This window comes from Streptomyces sp. NPDC036815 (genome assembly GCF_055609205.1).
This window is the reverse complement of the sequence record NZ_JBVJPW010000016.1, coordinates 114,725-128,501: the sequence shown is the minus strand read 5'-3', so window position 1 is coordinate 128,501 and position 13,777 is coordinate 114,725. Positions and strand designations below refer to the sequence as shown.

The window sequence follows — 13,777 nt, the reverse complement described above, 5'->3', positions numbered from 1 at the left end:
GCACAAGAGCCGCAGAAGTCGCAGAAGTCGCCGGGGCGCGAGCCGAGGCCGAGCGCGGTCCGCGTGATTCCCCTGCGCCCTCCGGGCGCGCAGGAGACGGCGGCCAAGGAGCCCCTCTGGCGGGACGTCGTCGGTGACGTCCTGCGCCGCGAGCGCCTCGCCCAGGAGCGCACGCTCAAGGACGTGGCGGACGCCGCCCGGATCTCCATGCCCTACCTCTCCGAGCTGGAGCGCGGCCGCAAGGAGGCCTCCTCCGAGGTCCTCGCGGCCGCTGCCCGTGCCCTCGGTCTCGGCCTGCCCGATCTGCTGTCCCTGGCCCAGACGCGGCTGGCCGGCCTTCCCCGCGCGAGGCCGGCCAGGGCGTCGTACCGGGCCGAGGTCCGCCTGGCGGCCTGACCTCGGGTTTTCTGCCGGTCGCCTGCGGCCCTCAGGCGGCGACGGGCAGCGCCCGCCGGCCGAGCACTTCGTCGGCGAGCCCGTACGCGACGGCCTCCCGCGCGGTGAACACCTTGTCGCGGTCCATGTCGGCGCGCAGGGTGGCCACGTCGTGGTGCGTGTGCCGGGCGAGGACCTCCTCGACCTGCGACCGGATCCGCAGCATCTCCTTGGCCTGCAGGCTCAGGTCGGACACGGTCCCCTGCTGCCCGCGGCTCGCGGGCTGCCCGAGCAGCACGCGCGCGTGGTCGAGCACGAACCGCCGCCCCGGGTCGCCGCCCGCCAGCAGCACGGCGGCCGTGGAGGCGGCCTGCCCGACGCAGAAGGTGGAGATCGGCGCGGAGATGAAGCTCATGGTGTCGTAGATCGCCATGAGTGAAGTGAAGGAGCCGCCCGGCGAGTTGATGTAGAGGGCGACCTCGCGGTCCGGGGCGGACGACTCCAGGTGGAGCAGTTGCGCGATGACGACGTTGGCGACGCCGTCGTCGATCTCCGTCCCGAGGAAGATGATGCGCTCGGAGAGCAGGCGGCTGTAGATGTCGTACGCCCGCTCGCCCTGCGGAGTGCGCTCGACGACGGTCGGAATCGTGTACTGGCTCATGCTGTTCAGTCCCCTCGTTCGCTCAGATTCCCAGACCGATGCGCCGCTTCGACCCCGCGGGCCGCACGTCCTCCAGGGACTGGACGACGTGGTCGACCATCCCGTACTCCTTGGCCTGCTCGGCGGTGAACCACCGGTCCCGGTCGCCGTCCCGCGAGATCGTCTCCTCGCTCTGGCCGGTGTGCTCGGCGGTGATCCGCTCGATGGCCCGCTTGGTGAACTCCAGGTTCTCCGCCTGGATGGCGATGTCGGCGGTGGTGCCGCCGATGCCCGCGGACGGCTGGTGCATCATGATCCGCGCGTTGGGCAGCGCGAACCGCTTGCCGTGCGTCCCCACGCTCAGCAGGAACTGCCCCATGCTCGCGGCGAACCCCATGGCGAGGGTCGCGACGTCATTGGGGATGAGCCGCATCGTGTCGTAGATGGCGAGCCCCGCGGTGACGGAGCCGCCCGGGCTGTTGATGTACAGACTGATGTCGGTCTTCGGGTCCTCCGCCGAGAGCAACAGCATCTGCGCGCAGACGCGGTTGGCGGACACCTCGTCGACCTGCGTCCCGAGGAGCACGATCCGCTGGTTGAGCAGCTGCGCCGCCAGGTGGTCGTCGAACCGCGAGGGAGGGGTATCCCCGTCCTCCCCACGCGGCCGCGCCACCGTGTCCCACCCACTGTCGTTCCCTGCCATCACGCCGCCTCCAAGAAGTCCCGCGGCCCCAACGCCGCGCCATGACTTCACTGTTGCCCGACGCGTCCGCCGCTGTCAGAGATCTCGGCTTGCGGCAGATTCGCTGTGGGCAGAGGGGCACTGTCCCGCGGAGCCCGTGGCTCTGTCAGTGGCGCCCGTTAGGCTGCCGAACCGGTCCGAGAGCTGGGGGGACAGGCGTGCTGGATGCCGTCATCGCGGGAGTCGCCGGTCTCGCGGCGGCGGGCGCCGGAGCATGGGCCACTCTCCGGGCCAGAAGGAAACTGGACGGGGAGATCACCCTGGACACGGTCCTGGTGGCCGAAGCGCGGGCGTTGGCTGCCGAACAAGGAGCCGACGCGCTCATCGTCGGCGAACTGGCGCCGGACCGCCCCGTGCTGGACGTCGCCGTGCGCAACGGTGGGGGACAGACAGGGCTCGTACGGCGGGTGCGCGTAGAGCTGTCCCACCTGCTGTACGTCCCCGCGCTCGACACGCCCTTCGTGGTCGACCTGCCCGGCGGGGCGATCACGACACGCCTTCCCGTGCGGGAGCGCAGGATCGGACCCAGCGCTTCCTACCAGGTGGACATCCCGCTGCGGGAGGGAAGTTACGCGCACGGCGTCAACCAGCAGGTGGCCGCCGGGGACGTGGACCGGTTCCTGGTCTCCCTCGTGGCGCGCGAGGCGACCCGGGGGCGGGATTTCTACCGAGTGACCCTGTCCCTCGACTGCGGCAGGACGCGCAGAGGCCGGCGACGGACCGCATCGGAGCCCCTCACCGTCATGGCGTACGGCCCGCCGGCGTGGGAGACGCCGGAAGAGATCAGGGAACGGCTGTCCCGGGTCGCCGTACGCGCCCGAGAGCTGGCTCAGGGCGGCGACGGCGAGGGCGTGTGCGTGTTCTTCAACGCCGTCGCCCATCCGGTGCACACGGCCCTCACGGACTACGTGGAGGCCTACGACGCCAAGCTCAAGGTCCTGCACGCGCTGGTGACCCGGTGCCTGGAGCACGCGGCGGACGCGAGGACGTACAGGGACGTGCTCGCCGACCTGGAGACCGCCCTCGCCCAGGTCGAGGACCTGAACCGGCACGCGGAGGAACTGCGGGCGGGCGGACGCCACCCCTGACGTCGCGGAAGAGGACCGAAGCCGCCGCGACGCTCCGGGCCCTCAGTCACCGGCAGGCGCGATCCCCGTGGGGCAAGCCCGTCCCCAGTTCGTCTCCGACGGGGCGTCGAGGACCGCGCCCGTGCCGCCGATGCCGCAGTAGCCGTCGGGGTTCTTGTCCAGGTACTGCTGGTGATACGGCTCGGCGGGCCACAGCGGGCGGGTGTCGGCGGGGAGGACCGTCGTCGTGATCGTGCCGTAGCGCGCGGCCGTCAGGACCTGCTGGTAGGCCTCCAGGGACGCGGTCGCCGCCTCCGCCTGGGCGGGGGAGTGCGTGTAGATCGCCGAGCGGTACTGCGTGCCGACGTCGTTGCCCTGGCGGAAGCCCTGCGTGGGGTTGTGGGACTCCCAGAACAGCTTCAGGAGCGAGGCGTACGAGACCTCGGCCGGGTCGAAGACGACACGGACCGCCTCCGTGTGGCCCGTCAGGCCGGAGCACACCTCTTCGTAGGAGGGATTCTCCGTGTAGCCGCCCTGGTAGCCGACGTACGTCGTCCAGACGCCCGGGGTCTGCCAGAACTTGCGCTCGGCGCCCCAGAAGCAGCCCAGCGCGAAGTCGGCGACCTCCAGGCCGGCGGGGTAGGGGCCGAGCAGCGGGTTGCCGAGGACCGTGTGGTGGGAGGGGACCTCGAATTCCGGGGTCGCCCGGCCCTTCAGGGCCTGCTCGGGGGTGGGGAGCTCGGGCGTGCGGCCGAAGATCATGGGGTCTCTCCTCGTGCGTGACAGGGGTCTACGACGTCAACGTGGGCGGCCGCCGCGGCATTCCGTCAGTGCGGGAGCGTCGCCGGGCTGCCGCCGTTCGCCTCGTAACCGGCGACGGCGAGCGCGCGGTACACCGCGTACCCCTCGGCCGGGTCCTCGGTCAGGGTCCAGGGCAGCGCGCCGACGTGCCCGTCCACGTGCACCAGCTGGTTCATGGCCTCGCCCCAGCGCTCGCCGCGGACCAGGAAGAAGACCAGGAGGTGGCGGACGTGCGCCAGCATCGGGTCGTCCGGGCGGGCGGCGTGCACCGCGAAGAGGGCGCCCTCGACGGCCTTGGTGACGACCTGGCTCTCGTAGAAGCCACGGACGAGGGTGACCTCGGGGAGGTGCTCGTAGACCGCGAAGAGGGGGAGCGCGGCGAGCAGGGAGCCCCGGGGGGCGCGGGCCGCGGCCGCCTCCGCGAAGGCGTACGCGAGGTCGCGCGAGCCGTGCCACTTCTCGCACCAGTAGTGCAGCGCCGCCAGGTGCGCGCCCATGTGCGCGGGCGCGCGGTCCAGGATCTTCAGCCACAGCTGCTCGAACTCCTCGCGGGAGTACGCCAGTCCGCGCGCGATGGAGAGCTCGACGATGTACGGGACGGGGTCGCCGGGGGAGAGCAGCGCCGCCTGCCCGCACGCCTCCCTGGCCTCCTCCAGAATGATCCGGAACTCGTCCGTCCCCTGCACCGCCGTGCGCCACGCCTGCTGCACGAGGAACTCCGCGTGCACCGCCGCACCGCCCGCGTCCTTGGGCGCCTCCGCACGCCAGACCCGCAGCCACTGCCCGCCGGGGCTGTCGCTGACGCCGCCGGGCCGCTGCTGCAGTTCGAGGGAGGCGGCGCCCGCGAACGCCTGCACGCGCTGCCACCGCCGCTCGCCGTGCGTCTCCGTGCCCGCGAGCAGCTGCGAGGCCGCCTTCCACTCCTGCGTGCGCTGCACGAGGTCGAGGACCTCCAGGAGGTCGGCGTCCGGCCCCGGCATGCGGATGTCCAGCTCTTCCTGGCGCAGGAAGCCGTAGTTCTCCGGGTCCGCGGCGTCCGGCGAGCCCGGGGCCACCTGCCGGATTCCGCCGCGCCTGCGCAGCAGTACGGGCCCGAGAACCGCACCGATCATGATCACCGCGAACAGGAACCAGAGAATCTCCATGACACAAGCGAACCAGAAGCGCCGGACAATTGGCCAACCTGCCCGGACGTACCCGGACCGACCCTCCGTAACAGGCCGTGCGCGCACTACGCTCAGGCCGCATGAGTGACTCGCACAGCACCCAGAACTTCGAGACCGTGGCGATCCACGCGGGCAACACCGCCGACCCCCTCACCGGCGCCGTCGTCCCGCCCATCTACCAGGTCTCCACCTACAAGCAGGACGGCGTCGGCGGCCTGCGCGGCGGTTACGAGTACAGCCGCAGCGCCAACCCGACGCGTACCGCCCTGGAGGAGAACCTGGCCGCACTGGAGGGCGGCCGCCGCGGGCTCGCCTTCGCGTCCGGCCTCGCCGCCGAGGACTGCCTGCTCCGTACGCTGCTCAGCCCCGGCGACCACGTCGTCATCCCCAACGACGCGTACGGCGGCACCTTCCGCCTCTTCGCCAAGGTCGTCTCGCGCTGGGGCGTGGAGTGGTCCGTGGCCGACACCTCCGACCCGGAGGCGGTGCGGGCCGCGCTGACCGACCGTACGAAGGCGATCTGGGTGGAGACCCCCTCCAACCCGCTGCTCGGCATCACCGACATCGCCGCGGTCGCGCAGATCGCTCGCGAGGCCGGCGTCCGCCTCGTCGTCGACAACACCTTCGCGAGCCCCTACCTCCAGCAGCCGCTCGCGCTCGGCGCGGACGTCGTCGTGCACTCCATGACGAAGTACATGGGCGGCCACTCGGACGTGGTCGGCGGCGCGCTCGTCGTCTCCGACGCCGAGCTGGGCGAGGAGCTGGCGTTCCACCAGAACGCGATGGGCGCCGTCGCGGGCCCCTTCGACGCCTGGCTGGTGCTGCGCGGCATCAAGACCCTCGCGGTGCGCATGGACCGGCACAGCGAGAACGCCGCCAAGGTCACCGAGATGCTGACCCGGCACGCGCGCGTGACGCACGTCCTCTACCCGGGTCTCGCGGACCACCCCGGCCACGAGATCGCCGCCAAGCAGATGAGGGCGTTCGGCGGCATGGTGTCCTTCCGGGTCGAGGGCGGCGAGGAGGCGGCCGTCGAGGTCTGCAACCGCGCCGGACTGTTCACCCTGGGCGAGTCCCTGGGCGGCGTCGAGTCCCTGATCGAGCACCCGGGCCGCATGACGCACGCCTCGGTCGCGGGCTCGGCCCTGGAGGTCCCCGCCGACCTCGTGCGCCTCTCCGTGGGCATCGAGTCCGCCGACGACCTCGTCGCCGACCTGCAGCAGGCGCTGGGTTAAGCCCTATCCCCAGCGGGTCAGGGGTGGAGTCGTGTCCGAGGGCGGCTCCACCCACGGCCGGGTGAGCGAGGCCCACACCACGAACGCCACCGCCGCGGCGAACAGCAGCGTCCAGAACAGCCGCCGCACCGCCGTACGGCGCCGCAGCAGCCTGCTGCCGCGCCGCACCGCGTCGGGGAGGAGTTCGGGCGGCACAGCGGGCGCCGTGCCCTCCAGGAGGCGCCGGACGGCCTGCTCCTTGCGCTCGTACTGACTCATGAGGGCGCCGTCCCGCTCAGCGCCGCGGCCGGCGCGGGCCCGCGCGGCGGGTGCAGGGCCGTCGCCGTGGCGCGGGCGCAGATCAGCGCGACCCGCTCCGCCGGAAGCCCGAGGAGCGCCGCCGTCTGCTCCTCGGCCACGCCCTCGTACACCCGCAGGACGAGTATCAGCCGCTCCTGGGGGCTGAGCCCGGCCAGGACCCCGCCGTGTCCGCGGTGGCGGCGCCAGGCCGCGCGCCCGAAGCGGACGGCGAGCTGCTGGCGGGTGCGGTCGTAGGGATCCTCGCCGCGCAGCCGGTCCCATGTCGCGTACGTGTGGGCGAGGGCCGCGGTCAGCAAGGCACGCGCGCGTGGGTTGTCGTCCGGGAGCTCGGCGGTGAGCAGCGTCGAGGCATGCAGGAGCCGCCCTGCCGCGCCCGCGACGAACGCCTCGAACTCCCGGGCACGGCGGGCGCTCTGGAGCGCCTGCCGTTCTCGCACCACGCCTCCCGGCCGGAAGGAAGGGGGGTCCCGGTCTCATCTGAGGCCAGATGCGGGCCCGGGTCAAGACTCCGGAGTGGCCGGAACTTCTCCCGCGGGGGCCGTCTGGGACGTCTGCCGCGCCGAGAGGGCGGAATTGAAGCGTGTGAGGAGCGCGCAGAAGCTCTCGCGCTCCTCCGGAGCCCACTCCCGGGTCAGCTCGGCCATGAGTTCCCGGCGCGAGGAGCGCACCTCGTCGAGTCTGGCCTGGCCGCGCGGCGAGAGCTGCAGGACCACGGCACGGCCGTCCTCGGGGTGCGAGGTGCGCTTGACGAGTCCGGTGTCGACCAGCGGGGCGACCTGCCGGGTGACCGTCGAGGAGTCGATGCCCATGCTCGCGGCAAGCGCCTTGACGCCCATCGGGCCTTCCTTGTCGAGCCGGTTGAGCAGCAGGTACGCGGCGCGGTCCATGGAGTTGCGGACCTGGCCTACGCCGCCGAGGCGCGTCTGCTCCGCGCGGCGTGCGAAGACGGCCACCTGGTGCTGGAGGCTGTCCAGGAGGCCGGGGTCGCTGGCGGTCGTCATGTCCGGAGTTGTGGGCATGGCCGGGGGCTCACTTCATGCGAGGGCGATGGGTTGGGGGACAGGGTACGCGGCCGGGGCGCGCCCCGTACCTGCGCTGCGCAAACCTACGGGGAGAACGGTCTCGTCCCTTGGTCGTCCCGGGAGGAACGGGACGCCGGCTGCCAGACTTGCCGACATGAGCTACCGCACGCCTCACTCCTTGCCGACGGTGACCCTCGACGACGTGCGCGGCGCGCAGAAGATGCTCTCCGGAGTGGCCCGGACGACCGCGATGGAGGGCAGCAGGCACCTGTCGCAGCTGGTCGGGGCGCCGGTGCACCTCAAGTGCGAGAACCTCCAGCGGACCGGCTCCTTCAAGCTCCGCGGCGCGTACGTACGGATCGCGGGCCTGCTCCCCGAGGAGCGCGCCGCCGGTGTCGTCGCCGCCAGCGCGGGCAACCACGCGCAGGGCGTGGCCCTCGCCTCCTCGCTCCTCGGCGTGCGCTCCACGGTCTTCATGCCGGCCGGGGCGCCGCTGCCCAAGGTCGCCGCGACCCGGGAGTACGGCGCCGAGGTGCGGCTGCACGGCCAGGTGGTCGACGAGACGCTGGCCGCCGCGCAGGAGTACGCGTACGAGACGGGCGCCGTCTTCATCCACCCCTTCGACCACCCGGACATCATCGCGGGCCAGGGCACGGTCGGCCTGGAGGTCCTGGAGCAGTGCCCGGAGGTGCGCACCCTCCTCGTCGGCGTCGGGGGCGGCGGTCTCGCGGCGGGCATCGCGGTCGCGGTCAAGGCGCTGCGCCCGGACGTACGGGTGGTCGGCGTGCAGGCGGCGGGCGCCGCGGCCTATCCGCCCTCGCTGGCCGCCGGGCGCCCGGTGTCGATCGAGAACCCCGCGACGATGGCCGACGGCATCAAGGTCGGGCGCCCCGGCGACGTGCCGTTCCAGCTGTTCGAGGAGCTGGTGGACGACGTCGTGACGGTCTCGGAGGACGAGCTGTCCAGCGCCCTGCTGCTCTGCCTGGAGCGGGCCAAGATGGTGGTGGAACCGGCCGGGGCCAGCCCGGTCGCGGCCCTGCTGAGCGATCCGAAGGCCTTCGAGGGGCCGGTGGTGGCGCTGCTGTCCGGCGGCAACGTGGACCCGCTCCTGATGCAGCGGATCCTGCGGCACGGCATGGCGGCGGCGGGCCGCTACCTCTCGCTGCGGCTGCGCCTGACCGACCGTCCGGGCGCGCTGGCCACGCTCCTCGGGGTCCTCACGGAGGTGGACGCCAACGTCCTCGACGTGAGTCACGTGCGCACCGACCCGCGGCTGGGGCTGACGGAGGCGGAGGTCGAGCTGCACCTGGAGACGAAGGGGCCCGCGCACTGCACGGAGGTGGGCGTGGCGCTGCGGGCGGCGGGTTACACGGTCATCGGGTGAGGCGGTGGGGGGGCACGGAGGTCGGGTCCGTAAGGGGCGCGGGGGTCGGGGCCGTAGGGGTCTCCCGGATTCCTGGCCGACTTTCGGAGAACAGCTGAAGCGACGCGATGTATCGCGTTATGGTGTGTCCCGTGTCACCCGTTCGCCGGGCGGGCCAAGTCCGGCAAATCTAAGCTCGTCCGTAGGAAGTCACCCACACCCTGGGAGAACCCACATGCCAGGCGCCATCTACGCCGAAGGCCTGGTGAAGACCTTCGGTGACGTAAGGGCTCTGGACGGCGTCGACCTCGATGTCCCGGAAGGAACCGTGCTCGGCCTCCTCGGGCCGAACGGCGCGGGGAAGACCACGGCGGTCCGCTGCCTGACCACGCTGCTCACGCCGGACAGCGGCAAGGCGGTGGTCGCGGGCGTCGACGTCCTCAAGCACCCCAACGAGGTGCGGCGTTCCATCGGCCTCTCCGGTCAATTCGCCGCCGTGGACGAGTATCTGACGGGGCGTGAGAACCTGCAGATGGTCGGCCGGCTGTATCAGATGAGGGCCAAGGAGGCGAAGGTCCGGGCGGCCGAGCTGCTCGACCGGTTCAACCTCGCCGACGCCGCCGACCGCCCCTCCAAGACGTACTCGGGCGGTATGCGCCGCCGCCTCGACCTCGCCGCCGCACTGGTCGTCTCCCCGCCGGTGATGTTCATGGACGAGCCGACCACGGGCCTCGACCCGCGCAACCGCCAGCAGCTGTGGGAGGTCATCCAGGAGCTCGTCGCGGGCGGCACCACCCTGCTCCTGACCACCCAGTACCTCGAAGAGGCCGACCACCTGGCGCACGACATCTGCGTCGTCGACCACGGCCGCGTCATCGCCCGCGGCACCTCCGACCAGCTCAAGGCCCGGACCGGCGGCGAGCGCGTCGAGGTCGTGGTGCACGACCCCGACCACATCGCCACCGCCGCCGAGGTGCTGCGCGGCTTCGGCAAGGGCGAGGTCGCCGTCGCCCGGCACACCCGCAAGCTGACCGTCCCGGTCACCGGCGGCGCCAAGCTGCTCGCGGAGGTCATCCGCGAACTGGACACCCGCGGCATCGAGATCGACGACATCGGTCTGCGCCGCCCGACCCTCGACGACGTCTTCATCTCCCTCACGGGCCATGTCGCCGAGCAGCCGGCGGAAGGCAACGGCGAGAGCGCCGTGACCGAAGCCCAGGGCGCCGATCCCCAGCGCACCGACCCCCAGCGCAAGGAGGAGGCCGACAAGTGAGCACCGCGAGCACCGCCACCGACACCGTGCCCACGGCGGGCCCCAGGCCCTCCGGCGGCATCGGCCAGTCCGTCAGGGACTCCCTGGTCATCGCCCGCAGGAACCTGATCAGGATGAGCAGGATTCCCGAGATGGTCCTGTTCGGCCTCATCCAGCCGGTGATGTTCGTGATCCTCTTCACGTACGTCTTCGGCGGCTCCATCCAGGTCGGCGGCTCCCTGTCCTCGCAGGACTACCGCAACTTCCTGATGGCGGGCATCTTCGCGCAGACCGTCACCTTCGCCACCGCGGGCGCGGGGGCGGGCATCGCCGACGACATGCACAAGGGGCTCATCGACCGCTTCCGGTCGCTGCCCATGGCGCGGGGTGCGGTCCTCACCGGCCGTACCGTGGCCGACCTGGTGCAGACGGCCCTGACCCTGGTCGTGCTGGCGCTGGTCGCGCTGCTCATCGGCTGGCGCACCCACGAGAACTTCGGGAAGGTCCTCGCCGGCTTCGGCCTGCTTCTCCTGCTCGGCTATGCCTTCTCGTGGATCGGCGCCCTGATCGGCCTGTCGGTGCGTACGCCGGAGGCGGCGACCTCGGGTGGCCTGATCTGGCTGTTTCCGCTGACGTTCATTTCGAACGCCTTCGTCGACTCCAACAAACTGCCGACGTTCTTCCGGCACATCGCCGAGTGGAACCCGTTCAGCACCACGGTCCAGGCCTGTCGGGAGCTCTTCGGCAATCTGCCGCCCGGCTTCAGGACCCCGGACGCCTGGCCCATGCAGCACCCGGTGTGGGCCTCGCTGCTGTGGTCCGTGATCATCCTCGTGGTCTTCCGGACGCTCGCGGTCCGCAAGTACCGCTCGGCGGCGGCCTGACCGCCCGCGAGCCCGGGAGCCCGCGGGCAGGGAGCCCGTGAGTACGGAGCGGACGGGACATGACAGGGCCCCCGGCACTCACGGTGCCGGGGGCCCTGTCATGTGCGGAGCTCGAGGAGCGGGCTAGGCCTTGTACGGCTTGGCCTCGAGGATCTTCACGGAGGCGAACTTGCCGTTCGGCAGCTCGTACTCCGCGTTCTCGCCGATCTTCTTGCCGTTCACGCCCGTGCCCAGCGGGGACTGCGGCGAGTACGTCTCGATGTCGCCGCTCGCGTACTCACGGGAGGCGAGCAGGAACGTCGTGGTGTCGTCCTCGTCGCCGTCGAAGGCGATGGTCACGACCATGCCCGGCTCCACGACACCGTCGTCGGCGGGCGCCTCGCCGACCCGCGCGGTCTCCAGGAGCTGGGTCAGCTGGCGGACGCGGAGCTCCTGCTTGCCCTGCTCCTCCTTGGCCGCGTGGTACCCGCCGTTCTCGCGCAGGTCGCCCTCCTCACGCGCTGCCGCGATCTTCGCCGCGATCTCGGTGCGCGCGGGACCAGACAGGTACTCCAGCTCGGCCTTGAGCTGGTTGTACGCCTCCTGGGTCAGCCAGGTGACGTTTTCGCTGGTCTGGGTCACAGGTGCTCCTCGTAGGTACTGGGAATACAAAGCATCGCCCTACCCAGAAGGATGTTCCTTCACGGGTGGGCGAAACCACGAGCCTAACAATTCAGGCGCCCCAGGGGGAGGACATAAGCCGTCAGATTTGCGTCAACGCAGGTGAGCGCGGTAAAGCCGGTCGACTCGGCCGGAGTGGCTACTCGGTCGGAGCGGCGACTCAGTCGGAGTGGCACCCCAGCAGCTCGACGTTGGTGGCCTTCTCCGTCGTACGCAGCGTGACGGTCTTGTCGATCCGGTCCGTGCGCTGGTCGAAGCGGAAGTCCGCGCGGCCCACCTCGGCGCCGGACTCGGCCTGCGAGCGCAGAGTGCAGTAGCCGCGCGCGTCGGCGTCCTTGCGCACTTCCAGATGGGCCTCGACGGCGTGGTCCGACACCACGTCGAACTTGATGACCTCGCCGCTGACCTTCGTGCCGTCGATGTAGTCGTAGCCGAACCAGCCGACCATGCCGAGCAGCAGCACGCCGAGCACCGAGCCGATGATCTTCAGCTTGCGGTCGGCCGCCTCGTCGGCGGTGCGCGAGCGGCCGTACCGGCCCTCGGGGAGCCCGCCGGAAGGACCCTCGGGGAGCTTCGAGGTCGCCGCCGCCATGATCGTCCTCCAGGAACAGGGGATGCCGGAATTTTCCGCCCCCCGGTTCCGTCACTATAGAAGCCGCGTGTTGCGCCGGATGACCGAGGGCGCCCAAAAACTTGAGGATCGAGTCTTGACTGAGCAGCTGCGACTGATGGCCGTGCACGCCCACCCCGACGACGAGTCGAGCAAGGGCGCGGCCACCATGGCCAAGTACGTGTCCGAGGGGGTGGACGTGCACGTCGTGACCTGCACGGGCGGCGAGCGCGGCGACATCCTCAACCCCAAGCTCCAGGGTGACACCTACATCCAGGAGAACATCCACGAGGTGCGCAGGAAGGAGATGGACGAGGCGCGCGCGATCCTGGGCGTCAAGCAGGACTGGCTCGGCTTCGTCGACTCCGGACTGCCCGAGGGCGACCCGCTGCCGCCGCTGCCCGAGGGCTGTTTCGCCCTGGAGGACGTCGACAAGGCGGCCGGCGAACTGGTCCGCCAGATCCGCTCCTTCCGTCCGCAGGTCATCACGACCTACGACGAGAACGGCGGGTACCCGCACCCCGACCACATCATGACCCACAAGATCTCGATGGTCGCCTTCGACGGCGCGGCCGACGCGGAGAAGTACCCGGAGAGCGAGTTCGGCCCGGTCTTCCAGCCCCTGAAGCTCTACTACAACCAGGGCTTCAACCGGCCGCGCACCGAGGCGCTGCACCACGCGATGCTCGACCGCGGCCTGGAGTCGCCGTACGGGGACTGGCTCAAGCGCTGGGACGAGTCCGAGCGGGTCGAGCGCACGCTGACCACGCACGTGCCGTGCGCCGACTTCTACGAGATCCGCGACAAGGCGCTGATCGCACACGCCACGCAGATCGACCCCGAGGGCGGCTGGTTCCGCGTGCCCATGGAGATCCAGAAGGAGGTCTGGCCCACGGAGGAGTACGAGCTCGCGAAGTCGCTCGTCGATACTTCCCTCCCCGAGGACGACCTCTTTGCGGGCATCCGCGACAATGCCTAGCGTGAACGCACATCTGGCAATGACGCATCTCGTCCCTCTTGCCAAGGAGGTCGACGACGACAAGGTGACCCCCGGCGTCCTGGGCTTCATCGTCTTCGCGGTGATGGCACTGGCCGTCTGGGGCCTCATGAAGTCGATGAACAAGCACATGCGCAAGGTCGACTTCAAGGATCCGGAGAAGGACCCGGTCGGCGCCGCGGCCGGGGACGGCGAGAAGCCCGCTTCCGGAGAGCAGCGCTAGCACTGCCCCGGAGCCGTCACCGACGTGGGTGACGGCCGCCGCCGCTTCATGGGTGCGGCGGCGACCGTCGGCGCGCGAGGCGGCGGGCTCCCCTCCGACGCCTCCCCGCGCGCGGGTGTCCTCCTGGGCCGGCAGGAAGCGGGAGTTTCCTGGCCGCGCGTCCGGAGAACGGCGGCTGGAGCCGGGTCGTCGGCGAGCGGCTCCAGCAAGCATGTCCTGGTGCGAAACCGTGCGCGACCCGGGGTCTGGGAGCCGTGTTCGAGGGCGGGCGACGGCCTGTGGGGCGGCGGCGCTCCAGTCCTCTCTACGTGAGGGTAGAGCGACGGCGGCGCCGGTGGGAATGCCGCCCGGGCGTTCCGCCGTATTCCTGTCCGAAAACAAACACCGGACCTCGCGCGAGGCGCCGGAGCCTCTTGGCGTAGAGGAATTGCGCATCGCGG

Annotated in this window: 17 protein-coding genes; 8 read left to right on the top strand and 9 right to left on the bottom strand. The window is 71.2% G+C overall.

The window, feature by feature from the left end:
* Window positions 1-63 precede the first annotated feature (63 nt).
* Window positions 64-396 carry a helix-turn-helix domain-containing protein gene (locus ACZ69I_RS28050; RefSeq protein ID WP_470835408.1) on the top strand — a complete coding sequence of 111 codons (333 nt, stop codon included), beginning with the start codon at window positions 64-66 and terminating at the stop codon, window positions 394-396.
* A gap of 31 nt (window positions 397-427) precedes the next feature.
* Here ACZ69I_RS28050 and ACZ69I_RS28045 read toward each other — a convergent pair whose 3' ends face one another.
* The gene (locus tag ACZ69I_RS28045) at window positions 428-1,036 is read right to left on the bottom strand and encodes a ClpP family protease (RefSeq protein WP_467681009.1); all 609 of its coding nucleotides are present in this window, start codon (window positions 1,034-1,036) and stop codon (window positions 428-430) included.
* Window positions 1,037-1,058: 22 nt separating this feature from the next.
* Entirely contained in the window at window positions 1,059-1,718 is a 660-nt protein-coding gene (locus tag ACZ69I_RS28040; protein WP_470835359.1) for a ClpP family protease, read from the bottom strand.
* Between the two features lie 197 nt (window positions 1,719-1,915).
* Between ACZ69I_RS28040 and ACZ69I_RS28035 the strand changes: the two genes are divergently transcribed.
* Window positions 1,916-2,845 (top strand): hypothetical protein, encoded by a 930-nt coding sequence (locus ACZ69I_RS28035; protein WP_467681005.1) that lies wholly within the window; start codon window positions 1,916-1,918, stop codon window positions 2,843-2,845.
* 42 nt (window positions 2,846-2,887) lie between these two features.
* Here the strand turns inward: ACZ69I_RS28035 and msrA are convergent, their stop codons facing one another.
* Both msrA and ACZ69I_RS28025 read right to left on the bottom strand, forming a co-directional pair.
* Window positions 2,888-3,586 (bottom strand): peptide-methionine (S)-S-oxide reductase MsrA, encoded by a 699-nt coding sequence (msrA, locus tag ACZ69I_RS28030; protein ID WP_470835357.1) that lies wholly within the window; start codon window positions 3,584-3,586, stop codon window positions 2,888-2,890.
* 65 nt (window positions 3,587-3,651) lie between these two features.
* The gene (locus ACZ69I_RS28025; RefSeq protein WP_470835356.1) at window positions 3,652-4,770 is read right to left on the bottom strand and encodes a hypothetical protein; all 1,119 of its coding nucleotides are present in this window, start codon (window positions 4,768-4,770) and stop codon (window positions 3,652-3,654) included.
* Between the two features lie 101 nt (window positions 4,771-4,871).
* Between ACZ69I_RS28025 and ACZ69I_RS28020 the strand changes: the two genes are divergently transcribed.
* Entirely contained in the window at window positions 4,872-6,026 is a 1,155-nt protein-coding gene (locus tag ACZ69I_RS28020) for a cystathionine gamma-synthase (RefSeq protein WP_470835355.1), read from the top strand.
* A gap of 3 nt (window positions 6,027-6,029) precedes the next feature.
* Here the strand turns inward: ACZ69I_RS28020 and ACZ69I_RS28015 are convergent, their stop codons facing one another.
* The 3 genes from ACZ69I_RS28015 to ACZ69I_RS28005 all read right to left on the bottom strand — a co-directional run bounded on the left by ACZ69I_RS28015 (window position 6,030) and on the right by ACZ69I_RS28005 (window position 7,345).
* The gene (locus tag ACZ69I_RS28015) at window positions 6,030-6,284 is read right to left on the bottom strand and encodes a hypothetical protein (protein WP_467680997.1); all 255 of its coding nucleotides are present in this window, start codon (window positions 6,282-6,284) and stop codon (window positions 6,030-6,032) included.
* On the bottom strand, window positions 6,281-6,763 hold the full coding sequence (locus ACZ69I_RS28010; RefSeq protein WP_467680995.1) for a sigma factor-like helix-turn-helix DNA-binding protein: 483 nt from the start codon (window positions 6,761-6,763) through the stop codon (window positions 6,281-6,283). The genes ACZ69I_RS28015 and ACZ69I_RS28010 overlap by 4 nt, the downstream gene beginning before the upstream one ends.
* Before the next feature lie 63 nt (window positions 6,764-6,826).
* Window positions 6,827-7,345 (bottom strand): MarR family winged helix-turn-helix transcriptional regulator, encoded by a 519-nt coding sequence (locus ACZ69I_RS28005; RefSeq protein ID WP_467680993.1) that lies wholly within the window; start codon window positions 7,343-7,345, stop codon window positions 6,827-6,829.
* Between the two features lie 157 nt (window positions 7,346-7,502).
* Between ACZ69I_RS28005 and ilvA the strand changes: the two genes are divergently transcribed.
* The 3 genes from ilvA to ACZ69I_RS27990 all read left to right on the top strand — a co-directional run bounded on the left by ilvA (window position 7,503) and on the right by ACZ69I_RS27990 (window position 10,847).
* On the top strand, window positions 7,503-8,732 hold the full coding sequence (gene ilvA, locus ACZ69I_RS28000; protein ID WP_467680991.1) for a threonine ammonia-lyase: 1,230 nt from the start codon (window positions 7,503-7,505) through the stop codon (window positions 8,730-8,732).
* A gap of 214 nt (window positions 8,733-8,946) precedes the next feature.
* A complete protein-coding gene (locus tag ACZ69I_RS27995; RefSeq protein WP_467680989.1) occupies window positions 8,947-9,984 on the top strand; it encodes an ATP-binding cassette domain-containing protein in 1,038 nt (345 codons plus the stop codon).
* A 26-nt stretch (window positions 9,985-10,010) separates the two neighbouring features.
* Window positions 10,011-10,847, top strand: coding sequence for an ABC transporter permease (locus tag ACZ69I_RS27990; RefSeq protein WP_467681101.1), 837 nt, complete (start codon window positions 10,011-10,013; stop codon window positions 10,845-10,847).
* 123 nt (window positions 10,848-10,970) lie between these two features.
* Here the strand turns inward: ACZ69I_RS27990 and greA are convergent, their stop codons facing one another.
* Together greA and ACZ69I_RS27980 are read right to left on the bottom strand one after the other, a co-directional pair.
* The gene (greA, locus tag ACZ69I_RS27985; RefSeq protein ID WP_389719725.1) at window positions 10,971-11,468 is read right to left on the bottom strand and encodes a transcription elongation factor GreA; all 498 of its coding nucleotides are present in this window, start codon (window positions 11,466-11,468) and stop codon (window positions 10,971-10,973) included.
* Window positions 11,469-11,667: 199 nt separating this feature from the next.
* Window positions 11,668-12,099 carry a DUF4307 domain-containing protein gene (locus ACZ69I_RS27980; RefSeq protein WP_467680987.1) on the bottom strand — a complete coding sequence of 144 codons (432 nt, stop codon included), beginning with the start codon at window positions 12,097-12,099 and terminating at the stop codon, window positions 11,668-11,670.
* Window positions 12,100-12,214: 115 nt separating this feature from the next.
* Here ACZ69I_RS27980 and mca point away from each other — a divergent pair, with 115 nt between their 5' ends.
* A complete protein-coding gene (gene mca, locus ACZ69I_RS27975; protein WP_470835352.1) occupies window positions 12,215-13,096 on the top strand; it encodes a mycothiol conjugate amidase Mca in 882 nt (293 codons plus the stop codon).
* A 19-nt stretch (window positions 13,097-13,115) separates the two neighbouring features.
* Entirely contained in the window at window positions 13,116-13,337 is a 222-nt protein-coding gene (locus tag ACZ69I_RS27970) for a hypothetical protein (protein WP_470835406.1), read from the top strand.
* The last annotated feature ends 440 nt before the right edge of the window (window positions 13,338-13,777 follow it).

Coding starts and splice junctions, on each gene's coding strand:
- ACZ69I_RS28045 (WP_467681009.1), bottom strand. CDS start 1,036: ATGAGCCAGTACACGATTCCGACCGTCGTCGAGCGCACTCCGCAGGGC.
- ACZ69I_RS28040 (WP_470835359.1), bottom strand. CDS start 1,718: ATGGCAGGGAACGACAGTGGGTGGGACACGGTGGCGCGGCCGCGTGGG.
- msrA (WP_470835357.1), bottom strand. CDS start 3,586: ATGATCTTCGGCCGCACGCCCGAGCTCCCCACCCCCGAGCAGGCCCTG.
- ACZ69I_RS28025 (WP_470835356.1), bottom strand. CDS start 4,770: ATGGAGATTCTCTGGTTCCTGTTCGCGGTGATCATGATCGGTGCGGTT.
- ACZ69I_RS28020 (WP_470835355.1), top strand. CDS start 4,872: ATGAGTGACTCGCACAGCACCCAGAACTTCGAGACCGTGGCGATCCAC.
- ACZ69I_RS28015 (WP_467680997.1), bottom strand. CDS start 6,284: ATGAGTCAGTACGAGCGCAAGGAGCAGGCCGTCCGGCGCCTCCTGGAG.
- ACZ69I_RS28005 (WP_467680993.1), bottom strand. CDS start 7,345: ATGCCCACAACTCCGGACATGACGACCGCCAGCGACCCCGGCCTCCTG.
- ilvA (WP_467680991.1), top strand. CDS start 7,503: ATGAGCTACCGCACGCCTCACTCCTTGCCGACGGTGACCCTCGACGAC.
- ACZ69I_RS27995 (WP_467680989.1), top strand. CDS start 8,947: ATGCCAGGCGCCATCTACGCCGAAGGCCTGGTGAAGACCTTCGGTGAC.
- ACZ69I_RS27980 (WP_467680987.1), bottom strand. CDS start 12,099: ATGGCGGCGGCGACCTCGAAGCTCCCCGAGGGTCCTTCCGGCGGGCTC.
- ACZ69I_RS27970 (WP_470835406.1), top strand. CDS start 13,116: ATGACGCATCTCGTCCCTCTTGCCAAGGAGGTCGACGACGACAAGGTG.